This window comes from Megasphaera sp. SC8-1, from assembly GCF_024436295.1.
GTDB classification, from domain to species: domain Bacteria; phylum Bacillota; class Negativicutes; order Veillonellales; family Megasphaeraceae; genus Megasphaera; species Megasphaera elsdenii.
This window is the reverse complement of record NZ_JANFQH010000013.1, coordinates 71,381-90,449: the sequence shown is the minus strand read 5'-3', so window position 1 is coordinate 90,449 and position 19,069 is coordinate 71,381. Positions and strand designations below refer to the sequence as shown.

General features: G+C 51.4%; 14 protein-coding genes and 5 tRNA genes. 1 reads left to right on the top strand and 18 read right to left on the bottom strand.

Annotated elements, in window-relative coordinates; genetic code table 11:
- Window positions 1-5 precede the first annotated feature (5 nt).
- From NOS26_RS05275 to NOS26_RS05260, 4 genes are all read right to left on the bottom strand, one after another.
- A complete protein-coding gene (locus tag NOS26_RS05275; RefSeq protein ID WP_074787077.1) occupies window positions 6-434 on the bottom strand; it encodes an Hsp20/alpha crystallin family protein in 429 nt (142 codons plus the stop codon).
- Window positions 435-572: 138 nt separating this feature from the next.
- Window positions 573-1,013, bottom strand: coding sequence for an Hsp20/alpha crystallin family protein (locus NOS26_RS05270; RefSeq protein WP_014015714.1), 441 nt, complete (start codon window positions 1,011-1,013; stop codon window positions 573-575).
- Window positions 1,014-1,286: 273 nt separating this feature from the next.
- Window positions 1,287-2,609 (bottom strand): MFS transporter, encoded by a 1,323-nt coding sequence (locus tag NOS26_RS05265; protein WP_014015713.1) that lies wholly within the window; start codon window positions 2,607-2,609, stop codon window positions 1,287-1,289.
- Between the two features lie 492 nt (window positions 2,610-3,101).
- Window positions 3,102-5,063 carry a heavy metal translocating P-type ATPase gene (locus tag NOS26_RS05260; RefSeq protein WP_255917364.1) on the bottom strand — a complete coding sequence of 654 codons (1,962 nt, stop codon included), beginning with the start codon at window positions 5,061-5,063 and terminating at the stop codon, window positions 3,102-3,104.
- Window positions 5,064-5,242: 179 nt separating this feature from the next.
- On the opposite strand from NOS26_RS05260, the gene NOS26_RS05255 reads away from it, so the two are divergent.
- On the top strand, window positions 5,243-6,136 hold the full coding sequence (locus NOS26_RS05255) for a ketopantoate reductase family protein (RefSeq protein ID WP_014015711.1): 894 nt from the start codon (window positions 5,243-5,245) through the stop codon (window positions 6,134-6,136).
- A 136-nt stretch (window positions 6,137-6,272) separates the two neighbouring features.
- On the opposite strand, the gene NOS26_RS05250 is transcribed toward NOS26_RS05255, so the two are convergent.
- The 14 genes from NOS26_RS05250 to NOS26_RS05185 all read right to left on the bottom strand — a co-directional run bounded on the left by NOS26_RS05250 (window position 6,273) and on the right by NOS26_RS05185 (window position 18,884).
- Window positions 6,273-7,421 (bottom strand): acyl-CoA dehydrogenase, encoded by a 1,149-nt coding sequence (locus NOS26_RS05250; RefSeq protein ID WP_014015710.1) that lies wholly within the window; start codon window positions 7,419-7,421, stop codon window positions 6,273-6,275.
- Window positions 7,422-7,626: 205 nt separating this feature from the next.
- Window positions 7,627-8,745 carry a 2-hydroxyacyl-CoA dehydratase subunit D gene (locus NOS26_RS05245; RefSeq protein ID WP_027895400.1) on the bottom strand — a complete coding sequence of 373 codons (1,119 nt, stop codon included), beginning with the start codon at window positions 8,743-8,745 and terminating at the stop codon, window positions 7,627-7,629.
- Window positions 8,745-10,031 carry a 2-hydroxyacyl-CoA dehydratase subunit D gene (locus tag NOS26_RS05240; protein ID WP_027895401.1) on the bottom strand — a complete coding sequence of 429 codons (1,287 nt, stop codon included), beginning with the start codon at window positions 10,029-10,031 and terminating at the stop codon, window positions 8,745-8,747. The genes NOS26_RS05245 and NOS26_RS05240 overlap by 1 nt, the downstream gene beginning before the upstream one ends.
- 21 nt (window positions 10,032-10,052) lie before the next feature.
- Window positions 10,053-10,829, bottom strand: a complete 777-nt coding sequence (locus NOS26_RS05235) for an acyl-CoA dehydratase activase (RefSeq protein ID WP_014015707.1) — start codon at window positions 10,827-10,829, stop codon at window positions 10,053-10,055.
- Between the two features lie 25 nt (window positions 10,830-10,854).
- Window positions 10,855-11,769, bottom strand: coding sequence for a VOC family protein (locus NOS26_RS05230; RefSeq protein ID WP_014015706.1), 915 nt, complete (start codon window positions 11,767-11,769; stop codon window positions 10,855-10,857).
- Window positions 11,766-13,319, bottom strand: coding sequence for a propanoyl-CoA transferase Pct (gene pct, locus NOS26_RS05225; protein ID WP_255917363.1), 1,554 nt, complete (start codon window positions 13,317-13,319; stop codon window positions 11,766-11,768). The genes NOS26_RS05230 and pct overlap by 4 nt, the downstream gene beginning before the upstream one ends.
- Before the next feature lie 681 nt (window positions 13,320-14,000).
- Window positions 14,001-15,521 (bottom strand): L-lactate permease, encoded by a 1,521-nt coding sequence (locus NOS26_RS05220; RefSeq protein ID WP_014015704.1) that lies wholly within the window; start codon window positions 15,519-15,521, stop codon window positions 14,001-14,003.
- A 282-nt stretch (window positions 15,522-15,803) separates the two neighbouring features.
- Window positions 15,804-16,700, bottom strand: a complete 897-nt coding sequence (locus NOS26_RS05215; protein WP_255917362.1) for a mechanosensitive ion channel family protein — start codon at window positions 16,698-16,700, stop codon at window positions 15,804-15,806.
- Between the two features lie 385 nt (window positions 16,701-17,085).
- Window positions 17,086-18,273, bottom strand: a complete 1,188-nt coding sequence (gene tuf, locus NOS26_RS05210) for an elongation factor Tu (RefSeq protein ID WP_014015702.1) — start codon at window positions 18,271-18,273, stop codon at window positions 17,086-17,088.
- 147 nt (window positions 18,274-18,420) lie between these two features.
- Window positions 18,421-18,497: transfer RNA gene (locus NOS26_RS05205), tRNA-Met, on the bottom strand.
- Window positions 18,498-18,502: 5 nt separating this feature from the next.
- Window positions 18,503-18,578 (bottom strand) — tRNA-Thr (locus NOS26_RS05200).
- A 57-nt stretch (window positions 18,579-18,635) separates the two neighbouring features.
- A tRNA-Met gene (locus NOS26_RS05195) sits at window positions 18,636-18,711 on the bottom strand.
- 5 nt (window positions 18,712-18,716) lie between these two features.
- Window positions 18,717-18,802 (bottom strand) — tRNA-Tyr (locus tag NOS26_RS05190).
- A gap of 6 nt (window positions 18,803-18,808) precedes the next feature.
- A tRNA-Thr gene (locus NOS26_RS05185) sits at window positions 18,809-18,884 on the bottom strand.
- Window positions 18,885-19,069 lie beyond the last annotated feature (185 nt).

Here is a 19,069-nt window from a genome sequence, read left to right as displayed (position 1 = left end):
CATTCTCACTGGATTTCAATGGTGTTAGTCGGTTGTGCCTGTTGGGCATCTTTCGGGAGAGTTACGGTCAGGACGCCATCTTTGAAAGCAGCCTGGATACCTTCTTTCTGAATGCCTGTGACAGGGAACTGACGGCAGAAGGACGAACTCGAACGTTCTTTGCAGATGTAGTTGTGCTGTTCGTCTTGCGAATCCTTCTGTTCGTTGTGGCTGGCAGCCAAAGTCAGGACGTTGTTGTCGTAGCTCAGATGGATGTCTTCCTTCTGGACGCCCGGCAGGTCAGCGGTCATAACATATTCGCTGCCTTTATCTTCGATATCGACTTTCGGCATGGTGCTGGAGAATTCACCTGGCCACATAAAGCGATTGAAGAAGTTATCAAAAACATCGGGAACGGAAAATTCATTGTCAACAATGGGGAATAAGCTATTCATAAGTCATGCCTTCTTTTTAATATATTCGGGAACATTTTGGAAATTTGGCGGGCGTCCCACGCGGGCGCCCCTACGTTTCGGGAACGTTTCGGGACATTTTGGAAATTTGGCGGGCGCCCCACGTGGGTACCCCTACAATTATTTAACTTCGATTCGATGGGCTTCGGCCACTTTCTTCGGGTCTTCTTTCGGCAGGGTTATGGTCAGGACACCGTCTTTAAAGGCTGCCTGGATGCCATCTTTCTGGATGTTGCGGACCGTGAACTGACGGCAGAAAGTATGGCTGCTGCGTTCTTTGCGGATATATTTCTTCTTATCGTCTTTTTCATCTTTCTTTTCTTCATGTTTTGCCGTCAACGTCAGGACGTCATCTTTGTAGCTGACGTTGATGTCTTCTTTAGCGACACCCGGCAGATCCGTCGTCAGGATATAAGCCTTGTCCGTATCTTCGATATCTACCTGCGGAACGCGGTAGTTCGCTTCTGTCGGATTTTCAAAACCATTGAAGAAGTTGTCAAAAATCGTATCAGGGAATACAAAATCACTGTTCGTTACAACTGGAAATAAACCTTTCATCATAATCATTACCCTCTTTCAACATATCGTTCATTGTTGCTATGAGTGAACCTTCTTTTCAGTTCTGTTCTTTTGACCTTTTTGGTTATCTCTCTGTAACCTCTTCCTGATTACAGCTATATCATATACCCTATTAGCACTCTTGTCAAGTGAGTGCTAATAAAAAATTTCAAAAAAAAGCGGGCCGCCCTTTGGGACGGCCCCTACGAATGTATCCGCGGCCTGCGGTCTTCGGGCCGCCCTTTGGGACGGCCCCTACTAGCCCCTAGCCACTAATCACTTATCCTGCGGGACGAGTTGTTTGCCCGGTTTTACGAAGATCCAGGCTACGATGGCGATGATGCCGAACAGGGACGTTGCCGTGAAGGCATTGTTCCAGCCGTAGTTGGTGACGAAGAAAGCGGTGACAATCGGAGCCAGGACGCCGCCGATGTTGCCCCAGAGGTTGATCCAGCCGGAAACGGAACCGGTGTATTTGCCGCCCAGGGAGATGACGGAAGACCAGCTGGCGCTCATAGCGAAGCCCAAAGCACCGAGGGAAACGGACATCCAGAAGATGTTCATAGCCGGGTCGGCCGTATGAGATGCGATGTACAGGCCGAGAGACGTAACGGCTACGCCGGCCATGGCCGTAACGGTACGCATTTTATACTGCATTTCGCTGTGGCTGCCATTGGCGATCTTGTCGGAAACAAAGCCGGCTAAGAAAACCATAGCCATCAAAGCAATCCACGGACAGGAAGCCCAGAAGCCCATGGATTTCAGGGACATGTTGTGGACTTCCGTCAAATACATGGGAAGCCATGCCAGGAAGACGTACATGATGTAGTCGACGACCATGAACTGGATGCCGACAGCCCAGAACTGGGTCGAACGGAGGAATTTGCTCCAGGGAGCGACGGCTTTTTTCAAGGAATCAGCCGAACGGCCTTCGTTGATGTAAGCAGCTTCTTCCGCATTGACATAAGGGCTGTCTGCCGGATTATCGCAGGCGAAGCGGTGCCATACCCAGGCCAGGGCGATGCCGACGAGACCGAAGATGATGAAGACGGCGTGCCAGCCGAAGAGGCCCATGAGGGCGACTGTAGCGACGGGACCGACGACGGGGCCGAAGAAGGTGCCTAATAAGATGGACGAGCTGGCCTTGCCTTTTTCGTGTTTATTGAACCACGTAAAGGTGGCAGCCCCTAAGGACGGGAAAACGGGACCTTCGCCGAGACCGAAAGCCAGGCGGACAGCAGCGAAGCTGATTTTGCCTTTCGCTAAGGCCGTCAGGGCCGTGAAGACGGACCACCAGAGAATGGCCAAAGCCCCGGTCTTGCGCATGCCGAATTTTTCAGCCAGGATACCGCCGGGGACCTGCATCAAAGCGTAGCTGGCGAAGAAACAGGTCTGAATGAAACCCATGTCGATTTTGGTGAAACCAAATTCCTGCATGATGACCGGCGTTGCAACGGAAAGGTTGACGCGGTCCATATAAGCGACAAAACTGATTAAAAAGATTAAAAACGCGATTTTCCATCGGAAGTTCGTCATCGTACCAGCAGCAGCCCGCGTTTCAGCTGCGGCGGTCATGATCTTACCCATTGCTTTTTCCATAGCCAATACCTCTTTACCTGAATACCAAAATACCTAACATAAATTGATAATGAATACTGTAAAAGTCACACCCAGGGGATATAAAAAGCCCCTGCTGCTCCGGCGGAGCAACAGGGGCGATGAGTCGCGGTACCACCCTGTCATTATACTCAGTGTCTTTGACAGACATCCTATAACGCGGGATTGCGTCTGTACCTCAATTCCCTAGAAAAACAGTCGGTACAGAAACTCCCGGGCGAAGTCGGACGATTGCACCTCGCCGGATTCTCAGCACCGCCGGCTCTCTGCAGAGGATGGGATCTCGTCTTTTACCCGTTCATCGTCAGTATATCTGCACTGCTTTCACAGTGCCCTGTTTGTGTGATGTGCCTATTATCCATGAAAAGAGGCTGATTGTCAAGGCTTTTTATTAATATTTTTAAATTTTATTCCGTTAAACGTTATATTATTAATTTGGTTAAACGTTTTTATTACCTATTTGCCAGAAAGGCTTTATTTTTTGTAAAGCATGCGCACTGAATTGAGGACACAGAGAGCGGCCACGCCGGAGTCGGCAAAGACGGCAGCCCACATGGAAGCATAGCCGGCAAAACCGGCGATCATGACGACGGCTTTGATGCCTAAGGCAAAGACGACATTTTCCATGGCGATCTTCATGGTTTCCCGGGACAGGTGGAGCGCTGCCGGTACGGCGCTGACACGGGACTGCATGAAGACGACATCGGCCGCTTCGACAGCCGCATCGGCCCCGCTTCCCATGGCGGCACCGACATCGGCCCCGGCCAGGACAGGCGCATCATTGATGCCGTCGCCGACGAAGAGGACCGGACCGTACTGCTGGCGCAGCACATCCATCTGGTTGACTTTATCCTGCGGCAACAGCTTGGCCCGGACATCGTCGATGCCCGTCTTGGAAGCGATGTAGTCCGCTGCCTGCTGGGAATCGCCAGTGAGCATGGCCGTCGTAATGCCCATACGGGAAATAGCCTGAATGGCATCGACGGCATCGTCTTTGATAGTGTCCGAAATGACCAGCCGGCCCGCATAGGCCCCATCGACGGCGACGTACAGTTCCGAACCGTATTCCACCTTATCCATGACCGGCAAGGCGATGTGCTGGCCGTCCAGGAGCTGGCGATTGCCGCAGAGGACGTCATGGCTGCCGACGCGGGCTTTCAGGCCCTGGCCGGCGATTTCTTCCATGGCCGACGGTTCTGTAAGGCGCAGGCCCTGTTCACAAGCCTGGGCGACGACGCTGCGGGCAATGGGATGGTTCGACGCCTGTTCTGCCGACGCACAGAGGCAGAGGACGTCATCGGCACTGCGGTTATCGGCAGGGAGAACCTGGTGGACGACGAAATTGCCTTTGGTAATGGTCCCGGTCTTATCGAAGACGACAGCTTTGATATGCTTCATCTGTTCCATGGCAATGCCGCCCTTGAAGAGGATGCCCTGCTTGGACGCCGCGCCGATACCGGCAAAGAAACTCAAAGGTACGCTGAGGACCAGGGCGCAGGGGCAGCTGATGACCAGGAAGGTCAGGGCCGTGTAAATCCAGTAGTGCCACTGGCCGGTCACCAGGGATGGGACGATAGCCGTAGCAGCGGCGATAGCGACGACAGCCGGCGTGTAGATGCGGGAGAAACGGGTAATAAAGCGGTCGATTTTCGGCTTGCGGGCCGCTGCCCTTTCGACGGACTCCAGGATTTTTGTGACCATTGATTCAGCCAAGGGCTTCGTCACTTTGACCTGCAGGACACCTGTCGTATTGATGCTGCCCGACAGGACTTCCGCTCCTTCCCGGCAGATGACCGGCACCGGTTCCCCGGTCAAGGCCGACGTATCGATAAGGCTCTCGCCGGCCGTGACGATGCCGTCCAGGGGGATGCGGTCGCCGACGCGGACGACGACGACATCACCGGCTATGGCTTCTTTCGCCGGAATCGTGACCGTCGAGCCATCAGCCCCTAAGCGGTGGACCACTTCCGGACGCATATCGATGGCAGCGGCCACTTGTTTGCGGCTGCGGTGGACAGCCCGGTCTTCCATGGCTTCGCCAATGCGGCTGAAGAGCATGACGGCGACGGCTTCCGGATAGTCCCCGATAGCAAAAGCACCGATGGTAGCGACGGCCATGAGGAAATTTTCATCGAAAGGCCGGCGCTTCATGATATTTTCCCCAGCTTCCCGCAGAACGCCATAGCCTAAGAGCAGATAGGCGATGATATAAGCCGGCAGGGAAACGGCTTCCGGGATGATATTCGTCAGGTAGGTAATTAAAAAGAGGACGGTACCGGCGATGAGGGTCCACAAGGGACTTTCTTCTTCATCGTCCTCATCGTCGCCGTAGCCACAACTGCAGGTGCCGACTTCATTCAGTTTGATGCCTTCGTCTTCGTCGTGATGGCCGTTGCAGCAGGAACAGCCGTGGTCTTTCAAAAATTCTTCTGCCATAGATATGCCTCCTTTGGGAATCCTTTGTATTTGCCTCCATGATACCATTAAAGTTAAATATGTTCAAGTGTTCATATGTTGTTTTTATATACTTTTTGGGCATACCCTTCCCTATTTGCCCTTTATCCAGCCCTGTGCGATAATAAGATGTACGTTGTTCATCGAAAGAGGTTGATACTATGAAAATTATGGTTACTGGCATTGGCGGCGTCGGGGGATATATCGCGTCCGTCCTCTGTGCCAATTATGATGATGTGACACTCGTTGCCCGGAAAAAGCGCAAAGAATCGCTCCAGACGAAGGGCCTCGTCGTCCACAGCGACTTCTTCGGCCACCACGTCGCCCACCCGGCTGTCACCGATGATCCATCTTCGGCAGGCATACAGGATGTGATTTTCGTCTGCGTCAAGAATTATTCCCTGGAAGCAGCCCTGACAGCGGTCCTGCCCTGCATCGGTGACGATACGATCGTCGTCCCCGTCCTCAATGGCTTCACCTATCACGATACGGCTACATCCATCATGAAGAACGGGAAAATCGTTGACTCAGCCATTTACATCACATCGTCTTATCAAGAAGACTATTCCATCCGCCAGGAAGGGCGCTTCGCCCGTATCTACATCGGATCCGATGACGCTGAAGCGACGAAGAAGGTCTACGATGTCCTAAATCATCCGGGCCTGACTTGCTGCATCGCAGAGAACATCACCGTCGAAATATGGCGCAAATTCATCCTCAACTGCGCTTACAACGTCCTGACGGCATATTACCGGACATCTATCGGCGGAGCCCTCTCCCAGCCCCAGGGCAAGGAAGAATTCCGGGCCCTCCTGCAGGAAGCCTATGACGTCGGCAAGGCTGCCGGCGTTCCCCTGCCCGATGACGTCGTCGACGACCAGTACCGGCGCATCCTGGGCAGCGACGACATGGACGCCACGAGCTCCCTCAAACGAGACATCGCTGCCGGTCACCAGAGCGAACTGGATACCTTCAGCGGCGCCCTCATCCGCCTGGCCCATCAGTATGGCGTGCCCGTCCCCATATCGGAAAAGTGCTATCAAGCCTTGGTGTAAAGGCGCTCCAAACGCAAAAAGAGAGGCTGTCGCATCGGCGACAGCCTCTCTTTGTAAGCGGTTTTATCTCATACTGTTTTATACTATTTCTATACGTGTTTCGAAAGGAGGAGAGTTCTGTTAGGAAACTCTTTGATTATCTGAGGATTGCGCCGGAGATAACCATCTGCTGTACCTGGTTGGTACCTTCGTAGATCTGAGTGATCTTAGCGTCGCGCATGTAGCGTTCAACCGGGTATTCGCGAGTGAAGCCATAGCCGCCGAATACCTGGACAGCATCGGTGGTGACCTGCATAGCTACGTCAGAAGCGTATTTCTTAGCGATAGCTGCGTCTACGGAGTAGGATTTAACGTCGGGCTGAGCCATTTTCCAAGCTGCTTTGTAGACAGCGAGGCGAGCCGTTTCGATTTTGAGTTTCATGTCAGCGAGCATGAAGCTGATAGCCTGGAATTTAGCGATCGGTTTGCCGAACTGTGTACGTTCTTTAGCATACTGAACAGCTGCATTGTAAGCGCCTTCCGCAATGCCGAGAGCCTGTGCGCCAACGCCAACACGGCCGCCGTCGAGGGTCATCATAGCGATCTTGAAGCCTTCGCCTTCTTTGCCGAGGAGGTTTTCAGCCGGAACTTTTACGTTCTGGAATACGAGTTCACGCTGTACGGAAGCGCGGATACCCATTTTAACTTCTTCTTTGCCATAGGTGAAGCCTTCCATACCTTTTTCGAGGATGAAAGCGCTCATGCCTTTAGCGCCTTTGGATTTGTCCGTGGAAGCGAATACGACGGTAACGTCAGCTTCGCCGCCGTTGGTGTTGAAGACTTTGGAGCCGTTCAAGGTGTAGCTGCCGTCTTCGTTTTTCGTAGCAACGGTGGAACCGTTCAAAGCGTCGGTACCAGCGTTCGGTTCAGTAAGGCCGAAAGCGCCGAGTTTTGTGCCTTCTGCGAGGGGTTTGAGGAATTTAGCTTTCTGTTCAGCTGTGCCAAATTTCCAAATCGGCCAGGAGCAGAGCATGGTGTGTACTTCGAAGCTGAGAGCGATGGAGGGGTCAACTTTAGCTACTTCTTCGCAAGCAACTGCGAGGCTGAGGAAGTCAGCGCCTACGCCGCCGTTTTCTTCTTCCCAGGGAATACCGAGAAGGCCGAGAGTACCCATTTCGTCAAGGATAGCACGATCGAAAACTTCTTTTTCGTCACGTTCTTTGACAGTGGGAGCTAATTTTTTTTCTGCGAAATCTTTTGCGAGATTTGCGATATCTTGCTGTAATTCAGAAAGTTTGAATTCCATGATTGAGTTTCCTCCTAATAGATTATATATGGTTTTATGTTTTTATTTAAAAACGGCAGAGCCGTCTTTAAAGCATCATTGACAGCTTGCAGCCCGTACAATGGGGGCCGCAAGCTGCAAATCTGTCTGCCTGAAAACAGGCAATGTATCATGTAGCAGGCACCTTTCGGAGTCCCGCCCAGATGTTTGATGGTTCAGGCGATTCTTAGAGGATTTCCGAGAAAGCCTGGATACGGGTGCGGAGCTGTTCGAGGGACGGAGATTCGATGTCGAGGTCGAGGACCGTGTAACGAACGCCAGCAGCTTCAAATTCCGGTTTGTAAATCGGATAGTCAAATTCTTCAGGATCGCAGAAACGCATCATGCAGATGACGACGGCGTCAGCATTGTATTTCTTAGTCATGTCGATGAGCATCTGGCCACGCGGTTTGTCTTCGTTCAAAGCGAGCGGGCAGCCATCGAAGTCCTGCCACTGCTGAGCGAGCTGTTCGAGGGGATCGATGCCGGACGGTACGTCTGTACGGAACTGGCGGGATTCCTGAGCGAGGTCGTCAGCGACGACAGCGATGTTGAATTCGCTGAAGATGTTGAGGAATTCATCCGGTTCTGCCATGATACCGGAGAGGATGACTTTTTTGCCATTCCACGGCTGTACCGGTTCTTTCTTGACAGCGTCGATAAGTTCGCGGACCAAAGCGGTGTGTTCAGCTTTGTCCATGAACCAGCGGGCTTTGATGACGTCATGACGTTTTACCGGAGTGAAGATCTGCGGGTACTGAGCAGCTACGTCGCAGAATTCACGCATAACCTGACGGTTTTCGTTATATACTTTGATAGCTTCCTGGATAGCCAGGTCGGAGATTTTTACGTTGAGGATACGTTCCAATTCCGTGCGGACATGTTCGTATTCAGCTTTGAGGAAATCGACAGCCGGGCGAATCTTACGGTTCTGCGGCTGTGTGAAGACGATGACCGGAGCTTTGCCGTGCCATTTCTGGCTCATGCAGCGGAGAGTGTCGCAAGGAACGGAGAAGATAACAGCGTCGAGGCAGTCATAGGTGCCGTTGAGCTGGAGTTCCATGTCAGCCTGCATCAAGGAGCAAGCGAACGGAGGAAGGTACGTACGAGCTGCGGAGATCTGCGGGTTCTGGGAACCGAACATGCCTACCGGGAGGTAGCCTGCAGCATATACGATTTCTTCCGGAGCGTAGTAGGGCATCATGCCTACGAGGCCTTTACCCTGTTTTTTATAATTCAAAACCGTCTTCTGGGGATGGTTGGATACTTCCTGTAATTTGCTGATAAGTTCGTCGATCTGACTCATTAGTGGTTTCCTCCTTCATTGGCTTTTTTGTCTGCCATCATTTCTGCCAAAGCTTCTACGCGGGTATCGAACTGTGCTTCCGAGAAGTTACGAGCATCGGTCTGGTCGCCGTCGAAGATGACGTACGGTACGCCGAGGTTCTTCTGGATGCGCTGGCCGCCTTCGTTGTTGAGGAGGCTCATGTTCTTGCAGGAACGGTTCTGGTGCATGATCAAGCCGTCGCATTTGCCATCGCGGACAACTTTTTCAAGAACAGCACCGCGCTGTTCGAGGCAGCAGTTGATGTATGTACGGGAATAAGCTTCTGCCATGGATTCGAGGTCGCCCGGTTCGTAGGAAACGTCCCACATGCCAGGATAAGCGGAACCAGTCATGAGAGCGCCCTGACCTTTGAGTTCTTTGAAGGTGTGGCCGAGAGCGATCCAGACAGCGATACCTTCCCAGGTAACACGGGATTTTTCGTTTTCACCGAAAGCCCATTTTTTGTTAGCTACTTTTTCGTCCAATTCTTTGAGGAATTTGTTGAACGTGATTTCGGAGTAGTTCAAGGAACGAGCAGCAACGGCGAGGCCCATGTAGTTGAAGAGGTCGAAACCGTTGAGCGGCGACGGTTTGTACTGGAAGTACGTAGCGATTTTGTTCCAAGCAGCGATGGAGCGCTGTGTCTGTTTCTGTACTTCGAAGAATTTGTCATAGTCGAAGGGACGGCCGCAGAGGTCTTCGAGCTGTTTGATAGCGTGTTTAAATTCGCCGACGATGTACTGTTTAGCGTGTTTCGTTACAGGGAATTCATGGTTGAACGGTACGTCGATGTTGATGAGAGGTACGTTCAATTCTTTAGCCAGGTTTTCATACCATTTGAGCAAGGTATTGCAGATGTTGTTGCAAGTGAGGACAACATCCGGAAGGGGAATCGGAGAAGCCGGGGAGTTCTTGAGAGCTTCCGGCGTTTCGCCTGTCAGAGCCTGCTGTTTGAGGAGTTCCATGTAGCCCATGTTGACGCGGCAGTAGGAACAGATGTCCTGGTTGTAACCTTTGTTTTCAGCAACTTCGAGCATTGCCGGAGCACCGTGACGGGCACCGATACCAGCTGCATGTGTTTCCGGATAGACGATGGCGATGTCCATAGCCGTGCAAAATTCCGGAGGAGCGACAGAAGCGGACCAGCAAACGAGGCGGCCTTCTTTTTTCGCTTTACGTGCGTCTTCATCGACTTTCGGCAAGAAGTAACCAAGGGCTTCCTTGGAGCTCATGCTTTCAATATCTACTGTTTTTTCTTCACTCATGATTTTGTTCTCTCCTTTGACTTATTTCTTGATTTTATCATAAGCAATCAAAGCAGCTCCGAGGGCACCCACAGCTTGGGGATGCAGAGCGACTCTGACAGGGATACCTAATTCTTTCGATACGGCATCGACGACGCCGGGATCGCGGGAGCCACCGCCGGTCATGGTCAGGTCTTCACCGACACCGACGCGGCGCACGAGGGCGCAGGCCTTAGCGGCGATGGACTGATGGACACCGGCTACGATATCTTCTTTCGGGACATTCTTGGAAAGAAGGGAAATGACTTCCGATTCAGCAAAAACCGTGCAGGTACTGCTGACGGCAGCGGGATGCTTCGATTTGAAGTACCAGTCCCCCATTTCAGACATGGGGATTTCCAATACTTTCGACATGACGTCGAGGAAACGACCCGTACCAGCGGCGCATTTGTCGTTCATGGCAAACTGCATGACCAGACCCTGGCCATTCAATTTGATGGACTTGACGTCCTGACCGCCGATATCGAGGATGGTCGTCGTACCGGGGCATTCAAAGAGGGCCCCTTTGGCATGGCACGTGATTTCGCTGACTTCGCCTTTGGCGCAGTCGACATTGAAACGGCCATAGCCTGTGGCGATGATGTTCGCCATGTCTTCAATTTTCAAGTTGGTGTCTTTGAAGACTTCGTCCAAAACGCGTTCCGGACCGGTCGAACCGGTGCCGATTTCAACGACGGCATGGGCGACGATTTTCTTGCCATCTTCCAGGATGACTGCCTTGGAAGAAGAAGAACCAACGTCGATTCCGAGAGTATACACAGTTTTCACCTTTCTTTATAAAAAATCAATCATTAAAAGGGTTGGGATTGCTGCGATTGATGGGAGCTACGGTCTGGACATATTCGACGAGGATGCCGGCGTCCGTGCTGGGACGGCGGAAGTTGACGATGATATCGTCCGTTCCCCGGACGGCTTTCTTTTCGAGCATGCAACCAGGCTTCTGGCTTTCCATAATCTGACGTACCTTTTCGACATCATCCACTTCAAAGGCGATATGAGCGATACCTCCCCTGCCATGATTGAAATCTTTGAGGACCCCTTCACGGGGAATAATGAATTCGATAGGCGTACTGTTTTCACCTTTTTTAGTGAAAATGAGATCCGCATGGTAGGCGTCGACGAAACCGGAATAATCCACTTCCAGACCATTGGTCTTGATGAATTCATGGGCCTTTTCCAAGGTCGGCAAGACGATGCCGATATGGTGCAGGCGCATGGGATGCCATGTTTCGTTGAGCTTCCCTTTTTCCGGGCCGAGATTCTTAACGAAAGGATTTTCGCCGCGGCCGGTGATAGGTGCTGTCGTCTGAACATATTCAACGAGGATACCCTGGTTGGTTGTCGGGCGGCGGAAGTTGACGATAATGTCGTCCGTACCCTGGACAGCTTTCTTTTCTAACATGCATCCCGGACAATCTGCTTCCATTTCCTGGCGGACAGCTTCGACATCGTCCACTTCGAAGGCGATGTGGGCAATGCCGCCGCGGCCACCATTGAATTGGGTAAGCACACCGGAGTGCGGGATAATCATTTCAATCGGGCTGGCAAATTCACCAAACTTAGTGAAAATGAGATCAGCCTGGTAAGCATCGACATAGCCGGCATAGTCGATTTCAAGTCCATTATTCTGCATGAATTCATGGGCTTTTTCTAAGGTCGGCAGGACAATGCCTACGTGGTGGAGTCGCATAGGTTTCATCTTTTCAACCCCATCGGGCCGTCCTGGAAGAGGCGGGCATCCATGAGTTTCGGATTATCAATGATCGGCTTGAAGTCCATGTGAGCGAGGATATCTTTTTCAATATCGATGCCCGGTGCGACTTCGATGAGTTTCAAGCCTTCTTTGGTCAGTTCAAATACGCAGCGTTCCGTGATGTAGAGAACATGTTTGCCGTTGCGGGCTGCATAAGAACCGTTGAAAGTGATCTGGTCGACAGCTTTGATGAACTTCTTGGCTTTGCCTTCCTGGAGGATCTTGACTTTGCCGTCTTCGACAGCGATTTTCAAGCCGCCAGCCGTGAAGGTGCCGCAGAAGTAAACATTCGGTGTCTGCTGGGAAATGTTGGGGAAACCGCCGCAGCCGGCAACGTTAGTACCGAACTTGCTGACGTTGATGTTGCCCGAGCCATCGCACTGGGCCAGGCCGAGGTAAGCGATGTCCAGACCGCCGCCATCGTAGAAGTCGAACTGATAGGTGTGGTCGATGATGGCATCGGCATTGCGGGACGAACCGAAGCGGGCACCGCCCTGCGGTACGCCACCGATGGCGCCACCTTCGACGGTCAGGGTAATGGTATCGGCGATACCTTCTTCACCGGCAACAGAAGCAACGTATTCCGGAGCACCGACGCCGAGGTTGACGACAGCGTTTTCAGTCAATTCCAAAGCGCCGCGGCGGCCGATGATTTTCTTAGCGCTCATGGGGAGAGCTGCATCGGTAGCGCCTTCAGGAGCACGATGTTCACCGCTGAGGGACGGATCGTATTCGCAGTCATACGTCTGCTGATGGTCTTCCGGAGCTGCTACGACGACGTAGTCGACATAGATGCCAGGGATCTTGACCATGCGCGGGTCGAGGCTGCCGTGAGCGACGACGTCTTTGACCTGGACGACGACTTTACCGCCACAGTTGTGAACGGCCTGGGCTACGGAAGTGCTTTCGAAAGGCCCGATTTCTTCGTCCATGGTGATATTGCCGGATTCATCAGCATACGTACCGCGGAGGAAAGCTACGTTGACCGGGAAGGTCGGGTAGAAAAGCTGTTCATGACCATCGACTTCGATCAGTTTGACGAGGTCTTCTTTGGTTACGTCATTGAGCTTGCCGCCGAGCTGACGGGGATCGAGGAAAGTTTCCAGACCGATGTCGGTGAAGACGCCGAGCTTATGACCTGCCAAGGCGCGGAACCAGTGGACCAACGTGCCCTGCGAGAAGTTGTAAGCTTCAATCTTGTTTTCGACAGCCAGTTTACCGATAGCCGGTACAGTCTGCCAGTGACCGATGATGGCGCGTTTCAAAAGGCCTGTGTGTGCCAGATGTTCAGCGGCACGGCCATCGCGTTTGCCCTGAGAGCCTGCATAGATGTAGGTCAAGTTCTGCGGGGTGTTCGTGTCCAGGAACCGTTTTTCCAAAGCTTTGGTCAGTGCTTCCGGATGGGCGCTGCTGACAAAGCCGATAGACGTAATCGTGTCGTTGTCTTTTACGAGCTGAGCTGCTTGTTCAGCTGTAATGATTTCTACTTTTCTCATTACCGTAACTTCCTCCTGCTAAATGGAATGTATCGACGCTTCTGTCGTACTGCCTTTGTGAAAATTTTCCAAAGGTGAATTACTGACTAGAATGATATCATGGAAAATCCATAACGTCAATGAATAAATCGTGATAAATTAGTTAAAATGCATGGAAAATGCACAAATCCATTCCACTTTAGAATTATAAATTTTGATATTTATAATTATTTATATAAAAGATAATCGTACCCTTTCTGTCCACGAAAACAGCTATATATGGCCATATAAATGACATTCAAAGCAAATATTCCCAAAAATAAAATGATACTATTTATCATAAATTAGGAAACCCCTGTAAAATAGCCATGACCAAAAAGTACTGTTGAAAACCAAGCATGATAATTCGTTATAGTATGTGAAAAACGGCACTTATTCTTTCGTTATAGAATAGTTCGTAAAGGGAAGTTTTGTGACTAGTGGTTCGTGGCTAGTGGTTCGTGGCTCGCCTGAATCATCTGAAAAGGGGCTGTCACACAAAAGCACATGCTATTATGTGAGGCCCCTTTCTCCTTATAGTCTGTAGTATGAAGTTTGTAGCTTTCAGCAAAACATTTAAATTTAAAACCATCTACTAACCACTAACTGCTAGCCACTAACAACTTGAAAGGGACTGTCGCATGTGCGACAGTCCCTTTTTCCCTACCCTACCAGGACCTGTCCGAAGTAGACGATGGCCCCTAAGAGGATGATATATGGTACATAGACTTTCATGATTGCCTGAAGGATTTCGTTATCCTTGCCGGTCAGGGAGATGGCCCCGACGGCAATGGCGATACTTTGCGGCGAAATCATCTTGCCCGCGCAGGTACCAGCCGAGTTGGCAGCGGCCAGCCAGGCTTTATTGGCATTGATGGCGGCAGCAGCATCGGTCTGGAGGTTGCCGAAGAGGACGTTACTGGACGTACCGGAACCGGTGATGAACGTGCCGACAGAGCCGATGAGCGGTGCAATGGCCGGATACATCATACCCGTCGCTTCGACAGCCGTGCGGGCGATATCCGATGTCATGCCGCTGTAGCCCATGACTTTCGCCGTAGCGATGACGGCAATGATGGTGATGATCGTATTGCGGAGGCCTTTGATGGTGTTCAGCAAGACGAAGAACATTTCACTGAAGCGGGCCGACTGGGCTTTGCCGCTGATGAAGGCAGCCAGGAGAATGAGGATACCCGGTGTATTGACCCAGATGAAGGTATAAGGTACGCCGCCCTGACCGGTATAGATGAGGACCGACGATTTAATAGCCATGAGCGGAGCATGGATGAAAGGAACGAGTTTCGACGTCAACAGTAAGAAGACGAAGATCAAGATGAAGGGCAGGCAAGCCAGCAGACCGCCGCGGAGCGGTACGTGAGCCGGGTTGATGTCCATGGCATATTCCGGATCATTGACAGGACGGAAATGGGAATAGACGACGATGAGGGCCATGATGACAATGGACGCACCCATGACAGCCAGTTCCGGGCCGACAAAAGACGAAACGATGAGTTCCGGCACAGCCAGACCCAGGGCCGAAAGCAGGGTGATCATGAAGACGCCTTTGAGGGCTTTCAGCGATCCGCCGACGATGGCGACGATGATGAACGGGCAAAGGATATTGAGCGGCAAGAGCTGCAAGCTGATGTATGTCGACAGCTGTACCGGATCGATACCTGTCAAGTTGGCCAAAGTGCTGGCCGGAATACCAATGGAACCATACGTCGTAGGAACGGAGTTAGCGACCAGGCAGACCAGGATGGCCTTGATCGGGTCGAAACCCATGGCAACCAGCATCGAGGCCGGGATAGCGATAGCCGTACCAAAGCCGGCCATGCCTTCCATGAAGGCACCGAAGCCCCAGCCGATGAGCAGGGCCAGGACGCGGCGGTCCTTGCTGACCGTCGTCAACATGTGCTTGACGATGTCCATGCTCTTGGTGTACAGCGTCAGATTATACGTAAAGATAGCAGCGATGATGACCAGCAAGATAGGCCAACATGCCAGGGCCACGCCTTCCAGAGCAGCCGTAGCGGCATCCATGCCAGGCATATGATACCAAGCCAGGGCGACAGCAAAAGAAATGATGAGTGCAATCGGACAAGCCTTGAAGCTTTGCATCTTCAAGAAGCCCAGCGAGATGATGAGCCACAGAATCGGTGACAGTGCCAATAAAAATACCATAATACAAATTCTCCCTTTCTTTGTTCAATTTTGAACTTACTATATGCTCAAAAACTATTAATAATTAAATAATTAATTCCCGAACAATATGATATTATTATATAATAGAGAAAGGGAATAAATCAACAGCTTAGTAATGCTATTAAAGTATAGGTATTGCCTCAGTTAGACGAAAAACGCAAGGATATTGTTCCATTCTGGCAATCATTCTTATTTCAAGACCTTATTCTTTTTTTCACGTAGTAAGGGGCTGTCGCGCGTGCGACAGCCCCTTTTCTTTCCCTACTTCCCTTCCCGCTGTACGTAAACGACGCGCTGGGGATAAGGGATATCAATGCCATTGGCATCGAAGGTGTCCTTGACTTTAGACATGATATCGTAGTAGACGGGATAGTAATCCGCCTTGGCAACCCTGGGAAAGGCGGCGATGCGGACGGAGTTCTCTGCAAATTCACGGATACCGATTTCCAGGGTATCGGCATTGAGGATCCTTTTATCGTCTTGAAAGACCTGTTTCAGCAAGGCAATGGCTTTATGGTGGTCATTCTGATAACCGATATCGAAGAAAAAAGTAATGTAACGATCTTCCTGGTAAGAGCTATTGGTTACCTGGGACGACGTGATGATAGAATTCGGGATGAAAATGGTCTTATTGTCCTTGGTCGTAATGGCCGTATTCATCATCTGTATCCCTTTGACGCTGCCTTCTACGCCGCCGACGGCAATCCAATCACCGGCTTTGAAAGGCTTGAAGATCAGGATCAAAAGGCCTGAAGCAAAATTCGACAGATTGTTCTGTAACGCCAGGCCGACAGCCAGGCCGAAGGCACCGAAAGCGGCCAGGAAGGAATTCGTCGGAATCCCCGCCTTATTCAGTGCCGACAGCAGGACCAGGGCCATGATGGCATAATAAATCAGCTGGCTGACAAAGGTGATGACCGTATGGTCGTAATTGGCATGAGTCATCATGCGGACAGCCAAGTTCTTGAACCCTCTGGCCACGTAGCGGCCAACGATGAAGATGACAATGGCATAGATGACATCCGGGCCGTGATTGAGCAAAAATTCCTTGAACTGGTCCAGCGTCGTGACGCTCTGCGTGACCTGATTCTGGACATCGGCCTGGACGACATGGGCCGCCTGCTGTGCCGTATCAGCCGTATTTTCAGCAATATTCATAGTTGCACCCTCCTCTCGTGTGTGCTTCTATTATACCCGGGTTCGTGGCTAGTGGCTAGGGGCTAGTGGCTCGTGGCTGGTGACCAGTGGCCCGGCTCTCCTGCTAGGAGAGCTGTCAGCGCAGCTGACTGAGAGGTTAACCTCTCCGGCCCTTCGGGCCACCTCTCCTATGAGGAGAGGCTTTGGTGCTCCATATTACTGTAACCGCGATTCCCTCAGAATCAAGCGGGTCGCCCTTTGGGCGACCCCTACGAAATCGCAGCCAGGCGATAAATCTTTCACGGTCTGTGACCTTGTGCATAAAGGCACGCAAAAAAGAGGCCGTCGCATATGCGACAGCCTCTTTTTCAAGTTTGAAGTTGACAGTCAACGATCAAACAATATTTTAGCCTTCGATTTCGGATACGACACCGGCACCTACGGTACGGCCGCCTTCACGGATAGCGAAGCGCAGGCCTGCTTCAATAGCAATCGGTGTGATGAGTTCGACATCCATCTTGACGTTATCGCCAGGCATGCACATTTCCGTGCCTTCCGGCAGGTTGATGACGCCCGTTACGTCAGTGGTACGGAAGTAGAACTGCGGACGATAGCCGTTGAAGAACGGCGTATGACGGCCGCCTTCATCTTTGGTCAGGACATAGACCTGAGCCTTGAATTTCGTGTGCGGATGAATGGTGCCCGGTTTAGCCAGGACCTGGCCGCGTTCGACATCTTTACGGTCGATGCCGCGGAGCAAGGCGCCGATGTTGTCGCCTGCTTCAGCGAGGTCGAGGATCTTACGGAACATTTCAACGCCCGTAACGACCGTATCTTTCGGTTTATCGGCGAGGCCGACGATTTCGACAGGGTCACCGACTTTAATCGTACCGCGTTCGACACGACCTGTAGCAACGGTGCCGCGGCCTGTAATGGTGAAGACGTCTTCGACAGGCATCAGGAACGGCTGGTCTGTCGGACGCTGCGGAGTCGGAATGTAGCTGTCGACGGCATCCATCAAGTCGAGGATGGATTTTTCAGCTTCCGGATCGCCTTCGAGGGCTTTCAATGCAGAACCTACGATGATAGGAACTTCATCGCCAGGATAATCATATTCAGTCAGGAGGTCACGGACTTCCATTTCAACGAGTTCAATCAGTTCCGGGTCGTCGACCTGGTCAGCTTTGTTGAGGTATACGACGATAGCCGGTACGCCGACCTGGCGGGCCAGCAGGATGTGTTCACGAGTCTGCGGCATCGGGCCGTCAGCTGCGGATACAACGAGGATAGCACCATCCATCTGAGCAGCACCGGTGATCATGTTCTTGACATAGTCAGCATGCCCCGGGCAGTCAACATGTGCATAGTGGCGTTTTTCCGTTTCATATTCGACGTGCGCCGTATTGATCGTAATACCACGTTCACGTTCTTCCGGTGCCTTGTCAATATCGGAGTAATCTTCGAACTTGGCAAAGCCCTTCTTTGCTAATACTTTCGTAATAGCAGCCGTCAATGTCGTTTTGCCATGGTCGACGTGACCAATCGTACCGATATTGACATGCGGTTTTGTTCTTTCATAATGTTCTTTTGCCATTGTAATCATTTCCTCCTTTAGGAAAAAAAACAGCTACCCACTTGTATTCTATCACACATCCATACTCTTTGCTTAAAAAAAAGATAAATTTAAACAAAAAATATTTTTGCATATAGAAATAACCTCGTATGCACGAGGTTATTAGTGTGGTGGCGGCTCGGAGATTCGAACTCTGGACACTGCGGGTATGAACCGCATGCTCTAGCCAACTGAGCTAAGCCGCCATGTGTGGAGCTATTGACCGGGATTGAACCGGTGACCTTATCCTTACCAAGGATACGCTCTACCGACTGAGCTACAACAGCTTATGAACTGGTCAAAGCCAATTATGAAGTTGTTTTTTACCTTGCAGTAAAAAAATTTGGTAGCGGGGGCAGGACTTGAACCTACGACCTTCGGGTTATGAGCCCGACGAGCTACCAACTGCTCCACCCCGCGATAATTGGTGGTGGGGGAAGGATTCGAACCTTCGAAGGCAAACGCCGGCAGATTTACAGTCTGCTCCCTTTAGCCACTCGGGAACCCCACCATTTACTGGAGCCAACGATAGGACTTGAACCTACAACCTACTGATTACAAGTCAGTTGCTCTACCAATTGAGCTACGTTGGCTTACTGTTCCGTGGAACGTAGTCTATTATATCAAAGGACTGACGTTCTGTCAAGAACTTTTTTATCAGCTTTTCTTATTTCTTCTGACGAGGCAGAACCTCGTTTCAAAAATCTCTGTCAGAACCGCTGACTTGATTAGTATACTATACCCCACGGAATAATGCAAGTACTTTTTTCACTTTTTT